Annotated in this window: 27 protein-coding genes; 4 read left to right on the plus strand and 23 right to left on the minus strand. The window is 37.6% G+C overall.

Annotation, left to right across the window (positions count from 1 at the left end; all coding sequences use genetic code 11):
* Positions 1-117: 117 nt before the first annotated feature.
* The 4 genes from BIV60_RS17040 to BIV60_RS29780 are packed head-to-tail and all read right to left on the minus strand — an operon-like array spanning position 118 to position 2,248.
* On the minus strand, positions 118-759 hold the full coding sequence (locus BIV60_RS17040) for a hypothetical protein (RefSeq protein WP_071356903.1): 642 nt from the start codon (positions 757-759) through the stop codon (positions 118-120).
* Positions 746-1,894, minus strand: a complete 1,149-nt coding sequence (locus BIV60_RS17045) for an FtsK/SpoIIIE domain-containing protein (RefSeq protein ID WP_083402296.1) — start codon at positions 1,892-1,894, stop codon at positions 746-748. The genes BIV60_RS17040 and BIV60_RS17045 overlap by 14 nt, the downstream gene beginning before the upstream one ends.
* Positions 1,891-2,079 (minus strand): hypothetical protein, encoded by a 189-nt coding sequence (locus BIV60_RS17050; protein ID WP_071356905.1) that lies wholly within the window; start codon positions 2,077-2,079, stop codon positions 1,891-1,893. The genes BIV60_RS17045 and BIV60_RS17050 overlap by 4 nt, the downstream gene beginning before the upstream one ends.
* A 1-nt stretch (position 2,080) precedes the next feature.
* Entirely contained in the window at positions 2,081-2,248 is a 168-nt protein-coding gene (locus BIV60_RS29780; RefSeq protein ID WP_177177327.1) for a hypothetical protein, read from the minus strand.
* A 383-nt stretch (positions 2,249-2,631) separates the two neighbouring features.
* Between BIV60_RS29780 and BIV60_RS17055 the strand changes: the two genes are divergently transcribed.
* From BIV60_RS17055 to BIV60_RS17070, 4 genes are all read left to right on the plus strand, one after another.
* The gene (locus BIV60_RS17055) at positions 2,632-2,829 is read left to right on the plus strand and encodes a helix-turn-helix transcriptional regulator (protein WP_071356906.1); all 198 of its coding nucleotides are present in this window, start codon (positions 2,632-2,634) and stop codon (positions 2,827-2,829) included.
* Positions 2,826-3,350 carry a hypothetical protein gene (locus tag BIV60_RS17060; RefSeq protein ID WP_071356907.1) on the plus strand — a complete coding sequence of 175 codons (525 nt, stop codon included), beginning with the start codon at positions 2,826-2,828 and terminating at the stop codon, positions 3,348-3,350. Before BIV60_RS17055 ends, BIV60_RS17060 begins: the two co-directional genes overlap by 4 nt.
* Positions 3,351-3,483: 133 nt before the next feature.
* The gene (locus BIV60_RS17065; protein WP_071356908.1) at positions 3,484-4,311 is read left to right on the plus strand and encodes a DUF2569 family protein; all 828 of its coding nucleotides are present in this window, start codon (positions 3,484-3,486) and stop codon (positions 4,309-4,311) included.
* A gap of 13 nt (positions 4,312-4,324) precedes the next feature.
* A complete protein-coding gene (locus tag BIV60_RS17070; protein WP_071356909.1) occupies positions 4,325-4,546 on the plus strand; it encodes a hypothetical protein in 222 nt (73 codons plus the stop codon).
* A gap of 43 nt (positions 4,547-4,589) precedes the next feature.
* Here the strand turns inward: BIV60_RS17070 and BIV60_RS17075 are convergent, their stop codons facing one another.
* The 19 genes from BIV60_RS17075 to BIV60_RS17160 form a co-directional block, all read right to left on the minus strand.
* Positions 4,590-5,315 (minus strand): N-acetylmuramoyl-L-alanine amidase, encoded by a 726-nt coding sequence (locus BIV60_RS17075; RefSeq protein ID WP_071356910.1) that lies wholly within the window; start codon positions 5,313-5,315, stop codon positions 4,590-4,592.
* Positions 5,315-5,803, minus strand: a complete 489-nt coding sequence (locus BIV60_RS17080; RefSeq protein ID WP_071356911.1) for a phage holin family protein — start codon at positions 5,801-5,803, stop codon at positions 5,315-5,317. Before BIV60_RS17080 ends, BIV60_RS17075 begins: the two co-directional genes overlap by 1 nt.
* Positions 5,804-5,878: 75 nt before the next feature.
* Entirely contained in the window at positions 5,879-6,100 is a 222-nt protein-coding gene (locus tag BIV60_RS17085; protein ID WP_071356912.1) for a hypothetical protein, read from the minus strand.
* Positions 6,100-6,516, minus strand: coding sequence for a DUF1617 family protein (locus BIV60_RS17090; RefSeq protein ID WP_083402297.1), 417 nt, complete (start codon positions 6,514-6,516; stop codon positions 6,100-6,102). The genes BIV60_RS17085 and BIV60_RS17090 overlap by 1 nt, the downstream gene beginning before the upstream one ends.
* Before the next feature lies 1 nt (position 6,517).
* Positions 6,518-12,319, minus strand: coding sequence for a phage tail spike protein (locus tag BIV60_RS17095; protein ID WP_071356913.1), 5,802 nt, complete (start codon positions 12,317-12,319; stop codon positions 6,518-6,520).
* Positions 12,320-12,330: 11 nt separating this feature from the next.
* Positions 12,331-13,059 carry a distal tail protein Dit gene (locus BIV60_RS17100; protein ID WP_071356914.1) on the minus strand — a complete coding sequence of 243 codons (729 nt, stop codon included), beginning with the start codon at positions 13,057-13,059 and terminating at the stop codon, positions 12,331-12,333.
* Positions 13,059-16,919 carry a phage tail tape measure protein gene (locus BIV60_RS17105; RefSeq protein WP_071356915.1) on the minus strand — a complete coding sequence of 1,287 codons (3,861 nt, stop codon included), beginning with the start codon at positions 16,917-16,919 and terminating at the stop codon, positions 13,059-13,061. The genes BIV60_RS17100 and BIV60_RS17105 overlap by 1 nt, the downstream gene beginning before the upstream one ends.
* A 15-nt stretch (positions 16,920-16,934) precedes the next feature.
* A complete protein-coding gene (gene gpGT, locus BIV60_RS31015) occupies positions 16,935-17,081 on the minus strand; it encodes a phage tail assembly chaperone GT (protein WP_371261556.1) in 147 nt (48 codons plus the stop codon).
* Between the two features lie 38 nt (positions 17,082-17,119).
* On the minus strand, positions 17,120-17,485 hold the full coding sequence (gene gpG, locus BIV60_RS17110; protein WP_071356916.1) for a phage tail assembly chaperone G: 366 nt from the start codon (positions 17,483-17,485) through the stop codon (positions 17,120-17,122).
* A gap of 34 nt (positions 17,486-17,519) precedes the next feature.
* Positions 17,520-17,729 (minus strand): hypothetical protein, encoded by a 210-nt coding sequence (locus BIV60_RS17115; RefSeq protein ID WP_071356917.1) that lies wholly within the window; start codon positions 17,727-17,729, stop codon positions 17,520-17,522.
* A gap of 3 nt (positions 17,730-17,732) precedes the next feature.
* Entirely contained in the window at positions 17,733-18,335 is a 603-nt protein-coding gene (locus BIV60_RS17120; protein WP_071356918.1) for a major tail protein, read from the minus strand.
* A gap of 41 nt (positions 18,336-18,376) precedes the next feature.
* The gene (locus BIV60_RS17125) at positions 18,377-18,760 is read right to left on the minus strand and encodes a DUF3168 domain-containing protein (protein WP_083402299.1); all 384 of its coding nucleotides are present in this window, start codon (positions 18,758-18,760) and stop codon (positions 18,377-18,379) included.
* Positions 18,760-19,152 (minus strand): hypothetical protein, encoded by a 393-nt coding sequence (locus tag BIV60_RS17130; protein ID WP_071356920.1) that lies wholly within the window; start codon positions 19,150-19,152, stop codon positions 18,760-18,762. Before BIV60_RS17130 ends, BIV60_RS17125 begins: the two co-directional genes overlap by 1 nt.
* Positions 19,143-19,502, minus strand: coding sequence for a phage head completion protein (locus tag BIV60_RS17135; protein WP_256218445.1), 360 nt, complete (start codon positions 19,500-19,502; stop codon positions 19,143-19,145). Before BIV60_RS17135 ends, BIV60_RS17130 begins: the two co-directional genes overlap by 10 nt.
* A gap of 1 nt (position 19,503) precedes the next feature.
* Positions 19,504-19,770 carry a head-tail connector protein gene (locus tag BIV60_RS17140; RefSeq protein WP_083402300.1) on the minus strand — a complete coding sequence of 89 codons (267 nt, stop codon included), beginning with the start codon at positions 19,768-19,770 and terminating at the stop codon, positions 19,504-19,506.
* Positions 19,763-19,984, minus strand: a complete 222-nt coding sequence (locus tag BIV60_RS17145) for a hypothetical protein (RefSeq protein WP_071356922.1) — start codon at positions 19,982-19,984, stop codon at positions 19,763-19,765. The genes BIV60_RS17140 and BIV60_RS17145 overlap by 8 nt, the downstream gene beginning before the upstream one ends.
* A 42-nt stretch (positions 19,985-20,026) precedes the next feature.
* A complete protein-coding gene (locus BIV60_RS17150) occupies positions 20,027-21,175 on the minus strand; it encodes a phage major capsid protein (RefSeq protein ID WP_071356923.1) in 1,149 nt (382 codons plus the stop codon).
* Positions 21,176-21,177: 2 nt separating this feature from the next.
* On the minus strand, positions 21,178-21,939 hold the full coding sequence (locus BIV60_RS17155; protein ID WP_071356924.1) for a head maturation protease, ClpP-related: 762 nt from the start codon (positions 21,937-21,939) through the stop codon (positions 21,178-21,180).
* Positions 21,917-23,128, minus strand: coding sequence for a phage portal protein (locus BIV60_RS17160; RefSeq protein WP_071356925.1), 1,212 nt, complete (start codon positions 23,126-23,128; stop codon positions 21,917-21,919). Before BIV60_RS17160 ends, BIV60_RS17155 begins: the two co-directional genes overlap by 23 nt.
* Positions 23,129-23,464: the final 336 nt, after the last annotated feature.

Consider the following 23,464-nt stretch of genomic DNA (forward strand, 5'->3'; position numbering starts at 1 on the left):
TGGCGGGACTGCCAAGGAATCACACCAAATCTATAGAATCGTTGATATGACAACGTTTATCCTATGTATCCTAAACACATCGTGCAAAATAGATGCAAAATTATTTCTCGTTCAAAATCAGCCAATCTTAATTTTAATACCTTCACTCTTTTCTGTTTTTACCGTATCTTCATGCATCTTCAAACTACTAACAAATTGAGTGAAACTTTCCGCCTGGAATATTTTAAATGGGTAATCTCCATCAATTGCATAACGCTGATCACTAATAATCAGAACGTGTGGAAATGGTGCCTCCATTTTTCCTGAATTAAATGAATCAATGTACCGGTCTAATTTTTCATTCATTTGTTTTTCACTATATAAGGTCCGCTGTACTTCCACAAAGAAATTAGTTTTTCTGTACTGACAAAATATATCTGGTTCAGCACATTCCCCTTTCTTCCCGTATTTTGGTTCGACTAGAAAGGTTCCAAGGTTCCCCAGCTGCATTAACTCTTTGTAGACATTAAGGATGGCTAGAAAATGCCCAATCTTTTGTGAGTTCTTTTTTATCTCTACATCCGGGCCGAAATAAACATAGGGAACAAATGCTGTGGACCGCTGGATATGTTTTTCACGCAATAATCTGAGCAGAACATTATTTGCGGCATAGTTTGGATTTTTCAAATTGGCAAAATGCAGCTGGGCAATGCTATCCCGGTCCATCACCCGGAATTTATTCAAATCCTTAATGACAGCCTTATCTCTATTCGTTAACATCAGCAAACACATCCTTCTCTGTTAATTTTGGTTGCTTTGGCTTTTCCTCATGTACTTCCTTAACCGGCTGCTTATTCACATTAAATGGATTCAACAGGTTCTTAGCTTCTTCCATTTCAAGATATGGAGCTTGCAAGTCATAATGCTTATCACTATTCATAATAAACCTTCCTGACACATCTATCTTTTCCGCATCAGGTGTATTGACTATTCGGGCCTCTATTTTATCCCTTAATTTAAATCCCATGCTTACGGTCAAATTTGCCCTAATTGTTGTATCTAATACTTTTGCATTTGGACGTTGCATTGAAAGGATAGCGAACACTCCAAGCGTCCTACCTATGGCCACTATCTCAGTTAAAATATCCATGACTGTTTCATCTTTCCGTAGCATGACAAATTCATCGATACATACCACGATATATGGCCGCCTGTGCTCCGCGGGCAAATCATCCACATGACTCACCTCAAAGATTTCCGAAAGGTCACTTCGTTCATCGAGCTCTTTTTTGATATATTTAAGCATCCTGGCAATTTCTTTGCCATTTGAAAGTACGCATTGCACATGCTCAACTTTTCGGAAAATATGAAACTCTGATTTTTTACAATCGCCCAGGTAAAGTTGTAAATCTTCAGGCTTATTATTCAAAATCATTGTGGTAAGAATCGATCTAAGTTGTGTGGACTTACCACTTCCTGTTTCACCTGCTATTAAGATGTGAGGCTGTTTTAAAAGGTCAAAAGCTACATAATTGCCAGTACGATCTTTTCCACAAACAACACCTAGCTTTAAGTTTTCAATTTCCTTTTTAATCTCATTACCATCATAAATCAGCACTTTATCAGCGCCCTTTTGGTAAACATTTAGGACATACTTTTTAAATTCACCTTCTAATTTGATGCGCTCTCCAAATACTTGCTGGAATGCAAAATAGTTCTTTTTCAATAAATCGGGATTTAAGCCAGTCGGCAAAGTGAATACATATTCTGTGGAATGTTCAGTGGTTCGTATAGAGTGGATTTTAGGTAAGATTTTCTTTTCATTTTCTCCGCTGCCAATGGTTTTATAAATGGATCCAGCCCGGAAAGCTTTTGTAATTTTGTAACGTGCTTTTATATCTGCCCACAGACTCATTTTAACCACCTCAATAATGGATTAGTTTCTAAAAAGTAGATAGCTAGAGCAAAGCCAACAATAGGTAAAATAAGTTTGATTGCTGTTCCCAGCCAGTGAATTCCTAATTCCTCACACACTTTATCAATTAAGGCCACTCCAATAGTAGCACCAGCTGCAAGAAACATTCCCGGACCAAACAACATTTTATAGCTCACCCCTTTTTATAAAATCGACTAATTCATTTGAAAAATCCTTATCTTTTTGTGTCTCAAAGCTATAGTTCACTATATAGGCATAGACACATTCCGCGATAAAATCTGTACTAGCTTCGTATTTTTCCAATAACGAAATAAGAGATTGCCAGTTTTCCATTTTGATAACCTCCTGTTGATTATTCAGATAATTGAGTTATCTAATAATCTGAATTTTCCCCACCTCCCCCGGACCCCCTCTTTCAGGCCGTCCGGCTTCGCCTCCCTTTTAACAGATTTTATTTTTTTCGTTGTTATTAGATTTTCCCTTGTACAACCATGGTTAATATACACGTTCAATACTGTGTAAGAAATTCGGTTTCTACTGTGTAGATGCTAGGTAGTTGCAAAGTAAGAACTGTGTATCTTTCGTGTTAATAGCCTATGCCCATGATCTAATGGAATTGCATGTCCTTCAAAAAAATATTTAAATTTTTATCAAAATTAAATTTTTAAAGGAATTTACAAATATCAGAAGAAATATAAATATGAGGTGAAACGCTAATGAAAAGCCGTATCGGTGAACTAATTGATCAAGCAGGATACAAGAAAAAATACATAGCTAGTTTATTAGAAATATCGCCAACACAATTATCTAACTGGATAAGCGGACGGTCTTATCCTACGATAGAGAAGGCTTTTACATTAGCAAAAATATTAAAAGTAAAGGTCGATGATCTTTATGAGGGGGAAGAAAAGTGAAAAAGTTAGCAGTATTTTTATCAATTATTTTTATGGTTGGATTGATGGCAGCATGTGGAGGGGAAACGGCATCTAAACCAAAAGAAGAACCTAAAAAAAATTTAGAAGCATCTACTAATCAAAAGAAAGAAAAAGAGGCAGTTGTTAAACAACAAAAACCACAAAATATTGATACTTCTGTATTTGAATTCGCCAAAGATGTTGAAGTAACTAATGCTATTGATACAAACCAACATTTGACTGTGTTTGTGACAATGAATAATGTTTCTCCAGGATTAGCAACTCAGCATGTAGTAAATCAAACATATGATTTTCTACAACAAAAGGATATTAAAGGCGCAAAAACTATAACAATTAATGTAAAACAAGGTGGGAAAAAGATTGCAATGTTCACAGTTGATAAAAATAAATTTAAACCAAATGATAATGAATCTATGTCGGATTGTGTGATGAAAGCTTCTAAAATGGAGTTTATGACCCCAGAAGTAAAAGAATATGGAAGTACAATGAAAAGTTGGTAATAAAAATGAACGTATTCATCCAGATCAACTACATTTCAGCTGATAACAAAGTCATGCAACGTGGTTCATTTCCTTTGAGAAGAAGAAAATTATAAAGTGGATGATCTATATGAAGAGGGGGGGATATTGAAGAATGATTAAATTATTTACTGGTGTATATTCTGTATCTGTATTTTTAATATGGGCGCTTGGAATTGGTATTCATCTTTGGACGATTTATATTGCTTATCATGTGAGTGGTTTGTTTTGGGCGATTATTTCGTTTTTCTTTCCTGTCTTATCTCAAATTTATTGGGGATATAAAGCGTGGAAAATTGACGGATTTGACTCAGCTTATATTCAATGGTTAATAATTTTGACTGTTTTGTGGGTAAGTCGTTTTGTTTTTGCTCTGATTATTGCAACATCAAGCGACGAACCTAAAAAATTAGAAGAAAACGGAAAACCTATTAATGGCAGACCTATTAATGGATGGTTAATTCTTATAGGAATTAAAATCGTAGCAAGCGTATCATATGGATTGGTATTATTATTCAGATATGTTGAAGCTGTTTCTAATTTTGACCCTCAATGGATAAAAAGTAATTTGTATATAGACGCAGTAAATATTACATATGTTCAAACATTTCTTCCTTTAACAGCAGTTATCATACTTTTTATTATGAATTCATTTTTAGCTTATTTATTTTTTACGAAAAACAAAGAATTTCCTAAAGCTTTTATTTACTTAAATATTACTGCTGTTGTAATAACAATGTTTTTAGAATTTATTACTATACTTTCAGGGGAGCTCATTTATTTTTCAGATACAATAACCGACTTCATTTGGCTTATTATTTGGGGAATTTATTTAATGAGATCACAAAGAGTTAAAGAAACTTTTGTAAATACTAAGCGCAAAAAGTATGTAAAAATAACAGAAGAAGAATATGTATTGATAAAACAGAATCTTTCGCAATAAGAAGGGGATATTTTTGAACATCAGCATCGAGATCCACTTCATTTCAGCAGACAATAAAATCATGCAGCGTGATGAATTCCCTTTAAGAAGAAGAAAGCCTGAAGAGGTTGCATTTGAGTGGCTAAAACAGATCAGAAGGGAAATGCCTTACTTTGAAGAAGTGGTGCTGGTGAAAGCTGATGGTGAGGATATAACAGAATTGGTTAGAAAATTTGATGAGGCCCCTCTCGATTGAGAAGGGCCTTTTTTAAAGGAGAATTCTAAAGAGCTTAAAGATATTATCCCTTCACAATAAACGGATTATACCCTTTTTTCTTTAATTCTTCTGCTAATTTATCTGCATTTTTTGGGTCAGAAAAAGCACCAACTTGAACCTTGTGGAGTTTACCATCCGGTTTAATTGGCTCTTTTGGTTTTTCTACTGGCTTAGGTTGCTCCTGGACTTTTTGAAGCTTGAAATGGCTAGTAATAGCTTCAACTAATGTATTAGCTACCTTATCCCGGTAAGCATCTGATTTTAAAAGAGCAGCTTCATTTTTGTTGGTCATAAAACCGCATTCAACGAGATTGGCAGGTGCCTTTGTGGTATTCACCATATAAAAGCAATCTCCGTTTTTAACCCCTCGGTCTTTTAGTCCCGTTGCATTGATTAAAGCTTTTTGAAGTTTTTTCGCAATCTCAAAAGATGTGCCGCTGAGTTTATAGGAAAATGTTTCAATTCCGTTTACATCACTCCAGTTGTCACCAGCTGCATTGGCGTGTACATCTAAATGGTAATCAGCATTCCAATTGTTTGATGTTTGTGCCCTTTTCTCTACAGAAATATCCACTTTACCTGTTGGATCATCGAGCCGTTTAACAGCAACATCTTTATAATGGGAAAATAAATCAATCATTTTTGTTACTACCGCGCAGTTAAATTCCCATTCACGCATACTATCATCCGGACAACGTTTCCCCGGAGTATTTTTTCCGTGACCTGGTGATAAAGTGATTTTAAACATTATTGATCCGCTCCTTTGTTTTGTATTTTTCTAATTTTCGCGTTGATTTCAGACTCTAGAATTTTAAAAAGCCACATTGGAAAATACTTATCCCAACCAAGGACATATAAATTTGCACCAAAAGATTGGAGATTGTGGTAGCCAAAAGAAAAGGCTAATATTCCGAATACAAGGGCACCTGTCCCTAATAATTGGTCAAATATCCATCCAACAGATACTACAAGGAAAATCACACCGTCTCTAATTACTGCATCTATTCCAATGCTGCTTTTATATGAGCCATTTTTCTTTGCTACCCTAACGCCTACCACATAATCAAGAAAGACGATTATTGCTAAGGCTGCCGCAATATACATGTGCATTTCTTTAAATCCTTTTGCTTGAAACATAGCATCTACAAAAGCTCCTACCGTTCCTGTTAGAGCTCCCAGCACAAGGCTTTTGTTTGTGACCATTTTTTGAAAAAGACCTGTTAGATTTTCAAACATAACTCACACTCCTAATTCAAAATAAAAAGAGCCCCAGAAGGACTCTTTTCACAAAATAAAAAAGCCTTAAAGGGCTTACTGTGCGCTCAATGTACTAATAACCTCTTGTTTGATGATATCCTTTAATGCATTCATGTTTCCGGCTGCTGTCATAAACTGTTCATTTGTGACCTTGATGAAACCTCCAACACTAAATGTAGCTCCAGAACTGCTAAACGATAAATTCACACCTGTATAGTCTTCGTCATAGCCATTTCCATAATCAAAATTGATTCCAGTAAGAGTGATTTTTAACATTATTCCCCATCTCCTTCAAATTGTTCACAAAGATAATCGTAAATAACTGCTTCTTGACCGCTAAATTCTTTATCACAATTCAGCAATACATCTTTAACCGTTTTAAGCATTCCTTGAGCATCACCGCCTTCAAAGACTCTTTCTTCCTCATACAGATCAGTACGATCTTTTGAAAAGGCATCTAGGTCTTTGATATCCCACTTAGTTCCATTTTCAATCGTTCTCGGCTTGTCTTCTTCATCCAAATAGCAGTGTTCTTTTAACAACTCTTGTTCCTGCTCGGCAAAATCTTTCAGCTTTTCCTCTAAAGCTTTAATAAACTTAGATCGATGGCGAGACTGTTTCCCTTTTAAAGACAAATTAAAGAGCAGGCTAATTGCCTGCCCTAAATTCTGATTTTCAATTTTCACTTGCATTCTAAGCTACCTCCAATAATTGTTCTAGTTTTGATATTCTTACCCTTGCTGATGCTAATTCAGCCTCTAAATTAGCCATTTTTAAAATATGGTTTTCATCCTGCTGAGATAGTTCTTGGATGGCCCTCATGGATATGGAAACTGCAGAATATAAATCAATACTTTCTTTACCACTTCCCATAAATTGTTCAGGTGTTCGATACCCTTCTCCAATGATAAGGCCATAGTTTATCTTATCAATGCCATCTTTCACTTCTGATTTAAATCGGTATTGGTTGATGTCCGTTGCATTTATTACCGCAATAGCACTGCCTTCCATCGGCTTTATTTCAGTTTTGTATTTTTCTAAGGACGTTGGCTCGAATCTTAATGCTTTCATAATCACATAAGTGTTGGCATCTGTAGCTTTAGTTGCCCTAATCTCTAATCCTTGTAAATAAACCGGTTGAGAATCAGAGGCCCTAACAACTACATAGCTTGATGTACTATCTGTTGTCAAAACAGTGTTACCGGCTCCTGTAAAAGCATTATTCATGGCTTTAAAACTGCTTGCTCTTACCTGAACATAAGAAGATGTGTTACTCGGTAATGTACAGTTAACTTCATTACCCTGAAGATATACTTGTGCAGTAGAAGCAGAACGTAAAACAACATATCCTATGTCACTTTTAAATACTCCATTAGTATATGATGTTACATCCCCTCTTGAGAAAACTTGGGTTTCTGCTAATAATTGGCTTGCACGTAAAGGCATATATTGGTCAAATGTTCTAGGCCTGGTTACTCTTACTTCTGATGGAGTTTGTAAATAAATATAATCGTCATACGACCTCAAAGTTACATATCCAGATTCACTGTGGAATGTACCATCTTTCAGAACAAACATACTAGTCGCTGACAATCTTCCGTTATTTATTCTAACGTCTCCATCTACTCCAAAGTTGTAGAAGTAAGAACCTGTAATGGATCCACCTTCTATTGTATTACCTGTTAATTTAATCCCTACTAATGTACCGACCTTGATTTTATCGGCAGAAATACTTGCTATCTTTGCATCGTCCACGGCAAGATTACCTATCTTTGCATTGGTGATCGCACCGTCTATAATTTGTGCAGTATTTACGGATAAATTGGCAAGTTTTGCATTAGTCACGGCCAAGTTTTGTATAGCACCTGTACCCACGGATAAATTGGCAATTGTAACTTTATTTGCATCGAGTGTACCAACAGTAATTTTACTGGCATCTATCGAGCCAATAACACCACTTTCAGCCGTTATGGTACCGGCAACAAACGCACTGGCTGTTAGGGATTTAACTGTAACTTTGGTGGCATCCAATGTCCCGGTTATAATAACACTTGCGCTTAAATTAGCTACAATTACTTTATTAGCATCCAGTGTACCTGTAGTAATCTTTGAAGCATCTAAACTGGCAATTATTCCACTTGTTGCAGTGATAGTTCCTGTTACAAAAGCAGCAGCAGTAAGGTTTTTAACCGTTATTACATTTGCATCGATGGTTCCAGCTGTTAGCTTACTAGCTGTTAGACTAGCAATCATTGCGTCTTTAATTACCGCGTTATCAATCGTTGTCTGCCCTGTAATACGGACTTTTTTACCGTCAATAAGAATGCCCTCTGTGGAGACATTAATTTGGTTAACCACATCATTTTTTGAAACTCGTAAACTAATATCAGTAGCTAGTTGAATAATTTGAGATTCAGATGTTGATAGCCTCTCTTCAACATCATAGCTGTCTGTAATATCAAATACAGTAGCATAAGCAACATACCAAATTAAAGGATCTGCAGTAGTAGGTGTATTTCCTCCAGATAAATAAAAATGCCCTCCACTTGAAAATGTACCACTGTCACCACATTCAACTAGCCTTATATACTCTTGGTATTTTCCAGTTCCTTTATTAGATGATAAGATTTTATCTGTATATCCAGTTCCCATTGAGTTACTAGCTACGTTTAATGTATATCCAACAGGAATCTTAGCAATGATTTTTACTAAAAATTTCGCGTTCTCCCTAGCAGTTATTGGTTGAACGTAACCGCCCCATCCAGGTGTTACTGCACCTGTTGTCTTAACCTCCATTACGTGGGTTGAAGTTGTTGGTGCATCACTCGGTTTGGCTATCCTAGTAACACTAACAAGCCCATTTCCTGCGTTATTATAAAGGCTTACACTATTAGTTCCATTTTTAAATGTAGGATCTTTATGAAGCATCTTCGCAGTTGTCATGGATTGAGCCAATTTTTGAGCAGTATCAGCACTATTTTGGGCAGTTGTAATCGTACTAGTTAAGCTGCTACTAGTCTGGGTTAACTGGCTTTGTGTGGCAAACTTCCCATCTGCATCCTTGGTACTTATTTTGGTATCAACAACATTTGAAAGTTGTGTAACTACAGACGAATCAGCCTTACTGTTAACTTGTGTCTGCAAGCCGTTGGCTGTTTGCGTTAATGATGATTGAGTAGCATACTTACTGTCCGCATCGGTAATCGATATTTTGCTTGATAAAGAGGTTGCAGTTTGTTGGACATAACTATCATAAGAAGATTGGTCAACTTTTTTAGATACTTGGGTACTTATTCCGTCAACCGTTTGCTGTAATTGCGAAAATTGTACGACTGTTGCCATATCTTCCGGTGCAGGAGTCCAATCTGTTGCATATTTGCCTATCTCTATTTGTATGTTTCTAATAGAGACATTCCCAGTGGCATCCCTCATTAAAACAGTTGTTCCACCAAACCCTGAAATTTCCCTATCAAGAATATCTTTTTTAAGGGTGTATTTAACCCATCCGTTAGTGGTCCCTTCTTTGACGGCTTTACCACCCAATGTTACATATGCTTCAGTTTTGTCAGTAAAGTCAATTCTTTTCTCTACACCTAACCAAGGGTTAACTGTCCCATATTTTAAATTAGTGGTATTAACCTCAAATGAGATTGTTATTGTTTTACCCCTTAAAGACTTGTAATCAGGATAAAAATTCATACCAGTTGAATCTTTAGTTAATGATTGCCCAAATGAGGCCGAAACCCAATCAAATTGATGATTAGTCTTTAAAAGAATATTCCTGCCGCCAATCTCTAAATTATCAAGATTAGTCTGCACAGCCGTTATCTGACTCGTCAAACTACTGGAGGTCTGTGTAAGGCTCGATTGTGTAGCATACTTTTTATCCGCATCCACTGTGCTGATCTTTGTCGTAATCGCTTGTGCATTAATGCTGATATTAGATTCAGCCGTACTAACCCGACCTGTCAAAGAATCCACGCTTGATTGACTTGCTTTTAATTTAATAGCATCAGCGTTTTGTTGAATTGATGTGCTGTGACTGTCAACAATGCCTTTAATGGTATCCACATATGATTTATCTGCTTTACTAGAAATTTGCCCGGCCTGAACAGTAATACTTGCTTCTGCTGATGTAACTCTGCCTGTTAGCGCATCTAAGTCAGATTTACTTGCTTTTAAGGCAATATCTTTCTCAGTTTGAGTTATACGGCTTTCTGCACTGTTGAACCTTGTAATAACACCGTTTTGATCAGCCGTATAAGTTGTTGTTGAAACTTTACTGTTTACAGCGTTATCTACTTCTGTTTTGGTGTAAGTAGTTACTTTATCAGCTTTATCTTTCAAGACGTCTAATGCTGATTGCGCATTTGTTAAAGCAGAGGCCGCGTTGGAATTTGCCGCATTTGCCAAAGTCTTTGCATCATTTGCAATGGTATTAGCAGTTCCAGAAGCCGTTTTAGCAGCATCTGCTACATCATGGGCACTTGTCGCTTCATCAAAAGCTGATTGTGCTTTGGTTATAGCTGACTGAGCATCACTGGACGCTTGGTTAGATCTGTTTACTGCGTTATTGGCATTTGTAACTGCACTTGCTGCATCAGTTTGTGCTTGTGCTGCAGTTTTACTTGCTTGATCCGCTTTTTGCTGTGCTGCATCTCCCACTTCCGCTGCATTGTCTGCCGCAGTCTGTGCATTATCAGCTGCAGTTTGAGCAGCATTAGCCTTTTGTTGTGCTTCATTTCCTATTAATGCTGTAGTTTCGGCAGCCTTTTGTGCTGAATCTCCCACCTGTTTCGCATTCTCCGCTGCTTCTTTAGCTTCATCTATCTTTTCCTTTACATCATCTGCAATAGTGGAAAAATCAATCGTTCCATCAGCAAGAAGTTTTGCAGTCTCGCTTAATTCTCGAAGCTTTTCCGCTATTTCAGGACCGAATAGAATATCATCAGAAATTATTCGGGCTGTTTGGGCAAATACCTCTATGCTAAAGTTTCCGGATGTACCATGAGTATTTATTGCGCGCACCTTAAAATACCATTGCTCATTAGCGTTGGCTTTATAGACATAAGAGCCGGCTTTGCCTCTCCATACAAGGTTGCTTGCATCAGGTGTAAATCCCTTTATCTGCGAAGCGTAAACCTCATAAGCAGCTACATAAAGCGCGCTGATGTAATCCCACTCAATCATGATGCTGGCAAACAATCCCGAAGCTTTAACATTGGTAGGTACACCAGGTACGATATTTGGAATCTTTTCATCTGTTATAGGCTTACTTCCCTTATCCCAAATACCTGATTTGTCGTTAAGAATAGCTTCAATTTTATCGAGCCTAGCATCATCAGCGTATAAATCAATATACTGTCCTAATTCTACCTTCCCTGTATTGTCCGGATCCGAAATATCGTATTCATAGGAGATAACCCGTTCTTCCACTTCAATAGGCTTTGCAAATGACCTGTCAATGGCAAAAGTGGTATCTCCAATGCGCACCTTCTCATGTTCATATCCACTGATTTGTTCCAACAAAAAAACATCCATTTCATAGTTATCAATTGGATGTTTTTGCTCTTGTAAGGCTTCCCATGTCACTTGTAAAAGAGCTGCAGGATCTTCTTGTTCTCCGTTTTCGTAAAAGCCAAAACGATGCCTTAAACTTCCGTCAGTATTTTTCCTGCCGTAAATTTTTAATGCTTCTGGATCCCCTATCCATACTTGCCCTTTCGGTTTGTCTACAGGATCACCATTGGATTTTTTCCACTCCATTTCGGCAAAGGTTATTTTTCGAGAATATCCACCAGTTGCATTTCCTTCTTCATCCTCAATTTCAAGACTAGATCCACGACCATAAAGGGCTGTTTTTGGGTAAGATTGGACCTTATGAGAAATTGATAGAATGTCCTTATCTATCTCCCACCGCTTGCCTGTATCGGCTCCACGTCTGGCTAAAATGTCGATATAACGGCCTGTAATTTTATTACCGCTAATCTCAACCCTGTCTCGAAGTTCACCGCCCCATGTATTAATGATTTTTTGGATTGCTTCCGTGACACTTTCATAATAATAATTTGTGCTATTGATACCTAATTCAGCAGTTTGACCGACAAGCCACCTAGTTTTCGAGATTGCTCTAGTGAGAGCATCTTTTAAAGTGGTATTGTACGGCCTAACATCCTCTAAAGGTTCTTCGTTCAGCTCCAACATGGATGGCTCACAAACACAATGGATTAGTGGACCGTTTTCGTCATCGATTCTTTCTGGCTCTTTAATAACAAAAAGACGGAATGCTCCGTCCTTATCCATAAAAGCGACCTGGTTTTCAGCGACTAAATACTGAGAATCCTCATGATCAGCAGAGGCCGTAAATTCAAAAAAAGATCCTTGATTCAGGATTTCTTTAAAAGGCGCATCCCAAAACGGACAGGAGTTTTCAACTTCGTTTGAAAGGACAGCTAACAGAATATCATGTCTGTCAAAAATTAATAAGTCTGCCAAATTATCACCTCCTATAACCATCTAGGACGGAATTTAACAGTTGTCGTTGTTACACCACTTGGGGTTACCGTAAATGTATTTGAACCAGGTAACAACTTAAACCAATTACTACTAAAATCTAAAGCTGTCATCCTCAGATTATTGTTTATGGAAATCTTCCTCGTTGTAAAATCTATATTCAACTTATCACCAGATACAAAATTCCAAATAACTCGGACAAATTTACCTGTCACTTGATGTACAATCTTAAATTCGGTAGCTGCAGCTGTAAAGGTCACTGTAAAGATTGGATTTGCTTCGGCTGTACCTTCATTGGTGATGGCTGCCGTTGAAACTGTATATGTTTTTTCAGCACTGTATTTGTATGGGTCAGGGCAGATAAACGGGATAACCCCCTGCCCCCAGCGAACAATCTCGTCAGGATCAAACGAACCATCCACAACAGCATAATATGTTCTATCAGGCTCATCTTCTGCAATAAACGGTTTAGGTTCGTCATGTATCAACCAAGCTGCCAAATCCTCTTTTACCTTTTGTAGATCTGGAATGCTTTCTGCTTTAAGAAAAACTGGAATAGGTAAAGGTCTTGGATTAGTTTTTCTTTTACTGAATAAATAAGCTCCAGGTCGATTGGGAACATCATGAAATTGTCGTTCAATTGGCGCCCACGGTTGCCTGTTACTGTCTTTAAGGACGGATAGATAAGGTTTGGATATTCCGTTAAAAGTAAAACTGTCCATTATCTCACCTTCCCTTTATTTCTGCCAGTCAATCGTTTATCTTGATTTTGATATCTACTAACATTTTTATGAATGCCTTTTGCCATTAATGAACCGTCTAAGTAAATATCATTATCTTTATCCAGAAGTTGCAATAATACCTTTGTTTGCTCAATTGTTGCTTCTAATAATTTCACAAGGACATTATCACTATTACCGCTGCTGACATTAGACAATTGATTAGGACGTTTATTCCCTTGTATTTGCTTACCAGCAAGCGCTAATAGTTTCATTGCATCTGTTCGTTTGCTTGGGTCTGTAGGTATAATCCATTCAGGATATCCATCTTCTGCTAGGTTGTATAGGCCAGGCTTCTTTATTAATCCTCCTGAAGCATAACCAGAAATGTGTACGTGATTCATATGTCCTGTTGCCCATGAAGGTTTTGATCCATTTCCATATTTACGTCCAAATACTGTGTTATCACCGATTGTGTAAGATACTCCCGGTAATTGAGCCGCCCATTGAGCCACCGATTTATAACCACCGTTTCGACCAAAACCACTTAAATCAATAGCACTTCTTTTGCCATGATCGTAAGTATCGCCAGGTCTATTTCCACTTGTAATTACCAAACCTTTAAAACTCGCCATTACTTGTTGGGCAATATTATAAAGATAATCGTACACGCCCCATCTATTTGTTACCTTCTTACTACCTCCGCTGTCACCTAAACTCTTACCACCCGTTGTACCGCCCTCTTGAGATTTGAAAAAGTTATCAATTTTGTCTTTTAAATAACCAAAGGCTTTATCTTTAAGCATTGACATAGCGCTGGGGATCACATCTTTAAGGGCCCCGCCTATTTGTGGTAATTTTGGGATGTATTCTTCCCACACTTTTGAGACTAAATTTTTGGCGCCTTTGCCTATCCAGTCAAAAATGTCACCAATGCCGCCTTTATACGCAGGGATACCCATATTCATTAAAGCTTCTGTTTTCTCGCCACTTAATACTTTAGTTCCCTTTGGCATATTAACAAGCGTGGATCTATTAGGGCTTAAATGTGTTTGTCCATCAGGTGTTTGGATAAGCTCCTTTTTGTTACCATCACCAACAACAGCAAGGCCACCTGGATGCCCGTCTGTTCCTTTAGCGTATTGGGGTACTGACCATCTTCCATGTTTTTCTTTGACTCCGATTTTATTCATAACCCATTCAACGCCAGCAATAACACCATTAACACCATTACCTAGACCTGAAAGCATTTTATTTGCTACAGCTTTTACTCCATCGCCAATTTTATAAGCCATTTTTTTAAGCCCATCAGCCATTTTCCCTGGCATATTTTTCACATTTGAAACCATGTCGGAAACATAGCCTGCAACTTTACTTTTTATGCTACTAAAGATTTCAGATACACGGGATTTCAAAGTATTAAATTTGCTAATTGTATTCGTTACCGCTTCTTGAATAGGAGTCCATATCCTATTTTTAATAGCTTGCCAGACCGTTCCCGTTAAATTCTTTATAGCTTGGAAAATACTATTGATTGTATTTTGGGTAGCAGTAAAACGATTTTTAACAAAATTGACAATCCATTCAATCACTGTAGAAAATACGCTTTTTATGCTACCCCACGTGCCTTTAAATGCATTTACAAGCAATTTCCCAAGTGACAAGATACCTTTAAGCATCTTACCCCAAAACATCAACTGTACACCGTTCCAAATGAGTGATAAGGCTCCAGAAAAAATGTTTTTGATTCCAGTCCACATTTTTGAAAAATTCCCGGTGAATAATCCGGAAAAAACTTGGACCAAGCCCATAATAATTTTTAAGGCTCCGCTTATAACACCTTTGATGTTTTCCCACACAGATTTGATGATAGCGAGTACAGCAGGCATAACAAACTGAATTACTTTCCAAATAGCATTAAAAACTGCACTAACCACTGTGCCTATATTTTGAAGTGCTTTATTAATGACATCGCCATTTTCTTTCCAAAATTGCTTAAGAACCCCTAACTGTTCTTTGAAAAATGATACGACTGCATTAATAGCTGTCTTTAACCCTTCCAGGACTTTACCACCGATTTCTTTCAGTTTCCCGATAAGATTGTGGACGCCATTACGGAAGGTTTCTGAATTCTTATAAAGTGCAATAAATCCGATAGTTAACAACGAGAAAACTCCAATGACAATCCCTACAGGACCGGTTAATGCTGTTAGTCCTAAACGTAAAAATTTTAATAAGCCACCAGCTCTTGCGATTGCAGGGAATAATCTTGACAGCCCTAATGCTGCGTTACCCAAGAATCCAACAAACATTCCACCCACAACAAGTAATGGGCCGATTGCTGCTGCTAATCCCGCGATACCGACTACTGCCATCATTACAGGTCCTGGTAACTGTCGAATACCCTTAACCATATTAGTAAGTGACTGAACAAAACTTCTTATGGCTGGCGAAACCTTATCATAAATAGTAATCGCTACACTTTGTAATGCGGCTACAAGATATAGCCAATCACCTTTGAGATTATCGTTCATAGTGTCTTTCATTTTCTTGGCTGCACCATCAGCATTTATTAAGGACTTGGTCGTTTTGTCAAGTTTCTCCGATCCAGTACCTAACAATATAGCCCAATGCTTATACGCTTCCGCACCGAATAAAGTTGTAAGGGTTGCTGATTTCTGTTGTTGTGTCATCCTCTTTGTCCCTTTTTCGACTTCTGCTATGACTTCAGGCATTGACTTCATTTTTCCTTGTGCATCAAAAAATGATATACCTGTTTCTTTCATTACTTGTCTCATTTGCTTTGTTGGTTTAGCCAATCGTCCCAAAGAAGAGGCAAAAGCTTGCCCTGCTAGAGATCCTTTAAGACCATTATCAGCTAGTGACATCATTGCGGATGATGATTCTTCTAGGGACCAACCTAATGTGTGGGATACTGGTGCAAGGTACTTCATTCCTTCTCCTAATTGCTCAACATCCGTGTTTGCATTGGCTTGAGCATAGGCAAAAATATCTGCAGCGTGTGTGGCCTCTGTTGCTTTCATCCCAAATGCTTGCATAGTGTCAGATGTTATATCTGCAGCTTTTCCTAAATCCAATGCGCCAGCTGCCGCTAAGTCCATCATCCCCGGCATAGCTTCCATGATTGCTTTTGGTTTCCATCCGGCCAATGCTAATTTTTCCATCCCTTGTGCAGCTTCACTTGCCATGAATTTTGTAGAATCAGCTAAATCTATAGCTTGTTGGCGCATATCCTTGAAATCCTTACCGGTAGCACCGGAAATGGCGGCAACTTTACTCATGGCTGACTCGAAATCTGCACCGGTTTTTATGGTAGCAACACCTAAACCGACTAGAGGAGCCGTAACATACAGTGACATTGATTTCCCAACGTTTTTCATTTTGTCACCGATTTTAGTAAGTTGATTGCCCACAGATTCAAAACGTTGGCCTAATCGTCCCCAGCTTGATTCAGAAATACGTTGTTCTTCTCTCAACCTGGCCAATTCATCCCTAGTATGACTTACATTACGTTCAAGGTTATTCAGTGCCGCAACTTCTCGGTTATAGCTTGCCGCTGCTTTATCGGCCTGTTTAGAACCTTCACTGTGTTCTTGGACCATTTTCTGATATTGCTCTTTAGCAGCCTTTGTTACGGCTTTCTGAACTTCTAGTTTTCTATTTAAACCACTTAGACGTGATTCATATGCCCTTACAGATTTATCTCCGCGATCAAATGCGGATAGATTTGCTTTCATTTCACTATTAACGGTCCGTAACTTGTCTTTTAATCCTGTTAATCCCCTGTTTAAGGCTGTGGAATCTAAAGCTAGATCAATGGTTAAACCGGAAATACGTTCCATAGTAACCTCCTTTCCTTAACCACCAAAGGCAGCTATTAGCGATTTTTCTTGACGTGGTTTATTGCGTTCGCTTAATAATTCAAGGACAAAATGAAACGGCATATTCAAGACTTCATTTATGTTCTTTCCCCCTTTCATGAGATCCAGAATGAGTTTATCCATGTACTCTTTTTGCTTTTGCGGAGTAAAATCTTCGTCTGTTAGCGATTCTTCTCCGCTAAGAATTTTTTTGTTTCGTCATTTTGCCGTCCTTGGGCCACAAATATAATTTGTTCTTGAAGCGTTTGAATGGCATCCGGTGCATGTAGCCCATTGAAAAGATCTTCTTTTGTAAACTGCTTGTTATATACTTTGTTGGCTACAAAATCTAGGAGTTTCTCAATCAATTCCCTTTCAGATGCAGCACTTTTGTTTTCTTCGCTCTTTTCGATTTCTTGGGTCATGTCCATCGCTTCATAAACTACAGAAAAGGGGATAAAAACAGGGGTTAAATATTTTTCGGTGATAATTTCGCCTTCTTTAACTTCCTTCACAAGCTCAATCATGTTTCGTTTTAAATTAGCCATTTATTTTTCCTCCTCCAAATAAAAAGAACAGGGTTTAACCCTGCTCCTTGATTAGTACCTTATTTATTTTATTTTTTGTGGATGATAACTCCTTGATTCGTGCAACTGTTGGCTTTTGCGCTGTTTCAGCAGGATATGCATCACCTTTAAAATAAATCCGATTATTATCCTGCAAATCTTTAAAATCGTGAACGACTACAAACCTTTTTTCTTTTTTAGTTGTTTGCTTATTTTCTTTACTCATGTTTTACACCCCATCTGGCGTTGATCCAGTTGGATAAGCCTTGCCAAAAATTTTCATAAATAAAGCATCTCGATTGGTTGTAGAACCTTTTTTATCTGCAGCGAAAATAACCGATTTTTCTTTTGAAAATCCTTCAACTTCACGGTCCATAAACTGCGCTTCCATTTCTTCGCTGGAAAATTCAGTTCCATCTTCTTTTGTCTTACCCTCGACTGTTGGTCGCGTGAAAATTCCTTTTGGCAGTCCGACGTATTCCCTTGAACCATCCTCATAAGTCTTAGCAAAAACTACCGCAACATATGGGGGATTGTCATCGCTACCAGCAGCTGTTAACTCTTCAACAGTCTCCCAACCTAATAATTTTTGCTTATCCTCAATAGGAACCTTGTGGAATTGAGCAGTAACAGTAATATCGCCACTGGATACAGCCATTTCAGCCGTTTTGTTATCGCCATATGCGCGTGTAATTTCTTGTGGCATATCTACACTAATGTTCTGTAAAAACTTAACTCTTTCAATAGATGTTGCTGTTGTTCCTTCACCGATTTCACCGTAGAAAAATTCATCAACACCGGTAGATGACCGGTAATTTTTTTGTTCTGCCAAGTTAATCACTCCTTAAATAAATTAAAAAAACAGCTTTCCTTTTATAAGCCGTCCAGATTATCCCTATATATTTTCCCTCGGAAACGCCTGGCATCACGAAATATGCCCTCATCGTATTCTTGTGGTCCGCTTTGTTGCTTAAAACCAAACTGCTTCCACATGATATCTCGTATTTTGTCCGCGATTGTATTAGTCACTATTCGATTACGGGACCAAACCTCGATTTGCAAAAGACAATCATATGTAAGCCACGCATCATCTGCAAAATCTGCTGGATCAGGAGCATCTATTGGATCAATGACAATGTATGGGGCTGTGACATCGCCAGTCTCAGGATACTCATAATATTTTATTCTACCTTTTGCTTGTGTTTGAATATATTCATCAGCGATTAAGGAATTATAAATAAGACTTAAAACGTCCACTATAACCCCTCCAATAACGCGCGCTTAATGGCTTCACGGTAAACACGCTTGCTATTCTTCATTGCTCTCGCAATGGCCCCTTTACCGCGTGGATTAGGGTTTTTAACAGTGCCCCATTCATTGAGGTGAATAATACTATAACGATGATGAAGGCCGCGCCATCTAATTTTAACTACACGTTCACCAGCGACATATGTTGGTTCCATTATAGTTATTTCTTCAATGGAATACCCTTGGTCTTTAAAAGTCACAAACTGCCGTTTTAATTCCTTTACAAACTCATTTGCAGCACGTTTCAACCCTTTGTCACTAATACGCTGTGCCGCCTGTTTACCGATTCTACGTTCCAATTCAGCAAGCAATTCTCTTTCTCCGCGTATGTTTACACCCATTCTTTTAATCCCACCACAATGGTAATAAATCGCTTATTTTGCATGTATGGTTGAACTTGTTTTATGTTATATCGTTTATCCCGATACCCTAAAGCATCAATAGATAAATAATGCTTATTATTTGGGATAAATTCAGGCTGTGGATCCCGAATAATAATTGTGATATCCGATAAAGTACCATTTGTTTTAGCCATTTCAATATCTTTTAGCCAAACACTATCCACATTCGCCCATGCGCTGTATAAAACTTTTTCTTCCGCTTCGCCAGGTTCGGGCCCATCATTTGGAGCATATTCATAAAAATTTGTTCGAGTGTCTAAATCTCCAATTTTAGGTGATTTTAATTTCAATTTAATCAGCCACCCTTAATTGCAAAATAAGAGTCTGCAAACCAAAATTAATTTCTTTTGATACAGTACCCACCATATTTTGTTCTCTATTTTCATACCAGTGTGAAACTAACATAAAAATAGCCAATTCATATCTTTTTGACTCACTTTCAGGTACACCAGAATTCTGTAAATATTCTATTGCTGCATCAATGAGAAAAGAAAGAAGGTCGTCATCATGCGTCACATCAATACGCAGATATCCTTTTACTTTTTCTAAATCAATCATTGGATTCTACCGCTTTACTATTTGCTTTAGATTTTCGTTCCGGTGGTTCTACTGGTATTTCTAAAAAAGCAACCCCATATCCCGGATGAACCGATTGCAAAAAAATAATCCTTTTGCTATCAGCTTTAAATCCTTTTTTCGGATATTTTTCCCCTTTAATGTAAAGGGTGTTTTTATGTTCTTTTTCAGTAAAGTCATTTAAAACGGTATACATTTACTCACCCTCCCTTTAGAAAAAACAAAGCCAACCCCTTTATTAAGGAGCTGGCGTTACTTTCGCAATACGAAAAGCAGATTTTAATTTGATTTGGTGGTCCATCCAAGCTGTTACAACAAATTGTTCCATACCAGTTTTTATATCTTTATCGCGATCATAAAGAGCAGCCAAGTCATAGTTGAAGTGAGAATAGCTAAAATCCCCAACAACTGGATCTACTGCAGAATCACTGAATTCAACCGGTTTACCTAGAACTTGTTCTGGTGGTGCTGTATATAGGGATGTATTGTTATTTGCAAGTATTTCAATAATATCCATGTAGTCTAAGTAAGTCATGTAAATTACTGTCTTTTCACGATAATCTTCATGTAATGCAGCAATAGCAGCCTTAATCGCTTTATATTTGGATTCGGCAGATACTTCAGTTATTCCAGCTTTATAGAAAGACATGTGCTCTTCTCCGGCTTTTGGAGTTTTGGTAAAAGCAACTTTCTTTTCTTTTGCTGCAACCCCTGATTGGAGAGCATTTTCAACATAAGACACAAGGTTTGCATCAGAACCGTTTAATACCGTTTCAGAAACACTAGCAAATACTTTGAATTTATGACGGCCAAAAGAAACAACATCGCCGGTAGCTTTAAGTTCCTTTGCTGTTTCTGTATCATTAATGAAATCATCGTCATCCAAAGTAAATGTCAACTTAGGAATTTCTAAGTTTGTGATTTGTGTTACAGTAGATCGATTACGTAATGGATTTTTAACTGTTGGTTCAACTAAGATATCTGTTGAAACCGTTTTAGGCAAAAACTTATTACCGCCTGTAGTATCGTTGTCACCAAGTGCTTGGAAAACATCAGATGAAACGGCTTGAGTACGGATTGTGGAACGAATTAATTCTGCTTTCGCCTTAATTACACGTTGTTTTGGGTCGGCTACATTGCCTAATCCTGCACCATTTTTCATACTTGCTTGTAAAGCTGCTTTTTGTTCAGCTTCCATATCATCATGCTGTTTTTTAGTGATATCAAAGCGCATTTGTAAATCTTCTTTAGATTTTTGCAAAGCTTTGATTTCATCCATTTCAGCTTTTGGATCAATTGCCTTTTCTGCTAAATCAGTCTCAACTTTTTGAAGTTGCTGACCTAGAGTATGAATATTTTGTTTTAATTCAAATAGAGTTTTTGACATTGTTAAATTCCCCCTAAAATTGTAGATAAATAGTCTAAATTCGCTTTAGAAATTTCGGCAATTTGTTGCCTTTTTGCCATTTCGCTAGCTGAAATAGCTGTTTTTTGCTGTGAAATAAGCTGTTTTGGAATATTTTTATATTTAGAAATGAAGTCCTCACTAATTGAAGCCGCCATTTGTTTTGCCTCAAGGACTACATCACATAAACCATACGAAAGAGCTTCATCGGCTGATAGCCAAGTTTCAGCATCCATCAATTCTTTTACCTTATCTTCTGTTAGCTTTGAACCAGCTTTTTGAAGATAGGATTGTATAGCAGATTGGTTGATTCTTTCTAAATCATCAGCTGCTTTTCGCAATTCTGCAGAATTACCCCAAGTAAACGTCCAAGCGTTATGGATCATAAGCATGGAGTTTTTCGGCATGTAAATAGTGTCACCAGCCATTGCAATAACACTGGCAATTGATGCCGCTAGACCATCAACATGTACATTCACTTTTGCTTGATGACGTTTAAGCATGTTATGAATAGCAACACCTTCAAACACACTGCCGCCTGGTGAATTGACATAAAGATTAATGTTTGAAACATCACCAAGATTATCTAAATCTATCTTAAAACTTGATGCTGAAGTGTCTGTTTCGTCCCATTGATAGCTCACAATGTCACCATAAATAAAAATATCCGCTGAACTTTCATTATTCGCGGACATTTTCATCTCCCAAAATTTCTTTGGAACTTTATTGTTTTGTAGTTGTGGCATTCTTTTCACCTCCTTTCCGTTGGGTCGGATCCATTTCTAATGGATACATATCACCTGAAATCCATAATTCAGCCGCTTTTCCGCCTTTTGGTGGTAAATCTTCAAGCTGTCTTACTTCGTCAGGTGTCATGCCTGAGCTTCTTATCATCATCTGATAAAAAGCCGTTCTTGCAGATGTATCACCTCTTAAAAGCCCTCCAAGACTGAATTTAAAGTAATATCCAGCCTTCCTATCTTCATCAGTAAGCAACTTTTTATTTAATTCATGCTCATATTGACGGACAATAGGAGCCAATGTCATCTGAACAAATTGGATCATCATTTGTTCATTACTTGAAAAACCTTGCCCCTCATTGTCATTTAAAAAAGATGCTGGAACATTAAAAACGTTGGCCACCCGTGAACGAGTAATCCGTTCTGATGCCAACGTGTCTGATGCAAAATATTTTCGTTCTAAATCTGACACTTTAACTCCAGGTTCTTGGAACAAAATGCCGCCATTATCTTGATAAAAACGCTTAAAATCATCAATAATTCTTTGCCTTTTTTCAGCATCAACATTTGCTTGATACTCCAAAATAAAGCTGTCTTTTTTCTGCATTTCTGAAAGACTAAATTCTTGGACTGCTTTATCAAATTCTAATGTGTTTTTTAACACATTTACCGGGTTAATACCTACTAATCTACTTGTCCCAGTAATGTGCTTGACATGAAACATGTTCATGTTATGAAAGTAATAAGTTCCATCGTTTATAACTTGATACCACAATTCCCCATCATCAGTATTTAAAAACGGGGTGACATAGTTTGAATCAATGGGCAAAAGCTTCTCTGGCTGCATTCTGATATCACGTATAATAATGGCATATCCATTACCGGTTTCATTTCTTGATACCTCGATTTTATTGAAGAAATCAAAACTCGTCATATTCGAATTAGGGTTATTGATCACCACATCTGCAGCCTGGTTCATTTTTAAGTCGTAATTTTGATACATTTTAACGGGCAAGGAAGCAAAAGTATTTGCTAATCGGCTTATTACACTATAAATCGTCTCGTTTGTGGCTAATTTCCCGTTATCAATGCCCCAAAATCGCCGACCCGCCCAGCTACTAAAATCGAAAGTTGATCCTTTCCAACCTGCTACGGCAGCCTTAACAGCATTTATTGCTCGCTTATGCCATTTCAAATTCTCACCTCCTTTAATTACTTGGCTCTCTTAAAGAATATTGTTGATTTTTTAACCAATTAAAAAAGACCTTTAGTGGTCTTTTTTGTATGTCTTCTTAAAGTAAGGCACCCATTAGTTGAAGAAGAAAAAGCTGCTAACAACAGCTATGGTTTATCGCAAAAAGAACCATTAACTTTTCAAAGTATTGGTAATTTAAGTTATCGCATACATGGTACATCCATTCTGATGAAATCGCTTATATAAATCCAGGGAATCCTCCCATGCCCATTCCTGGGAATCCTCCCATGCCCATTCCTGGAAAACCTCCCATGCCCATTCCTGGGAATCCTCCCA

This window comes from Bacillus sp. MUM 116, assembly GCF_001866655.1.
Classification (GTDB): domain Bacteria; phylum Bacillota; class Bacilli; order Bacillales; family Cytobacillaceae; genus Neobacillus.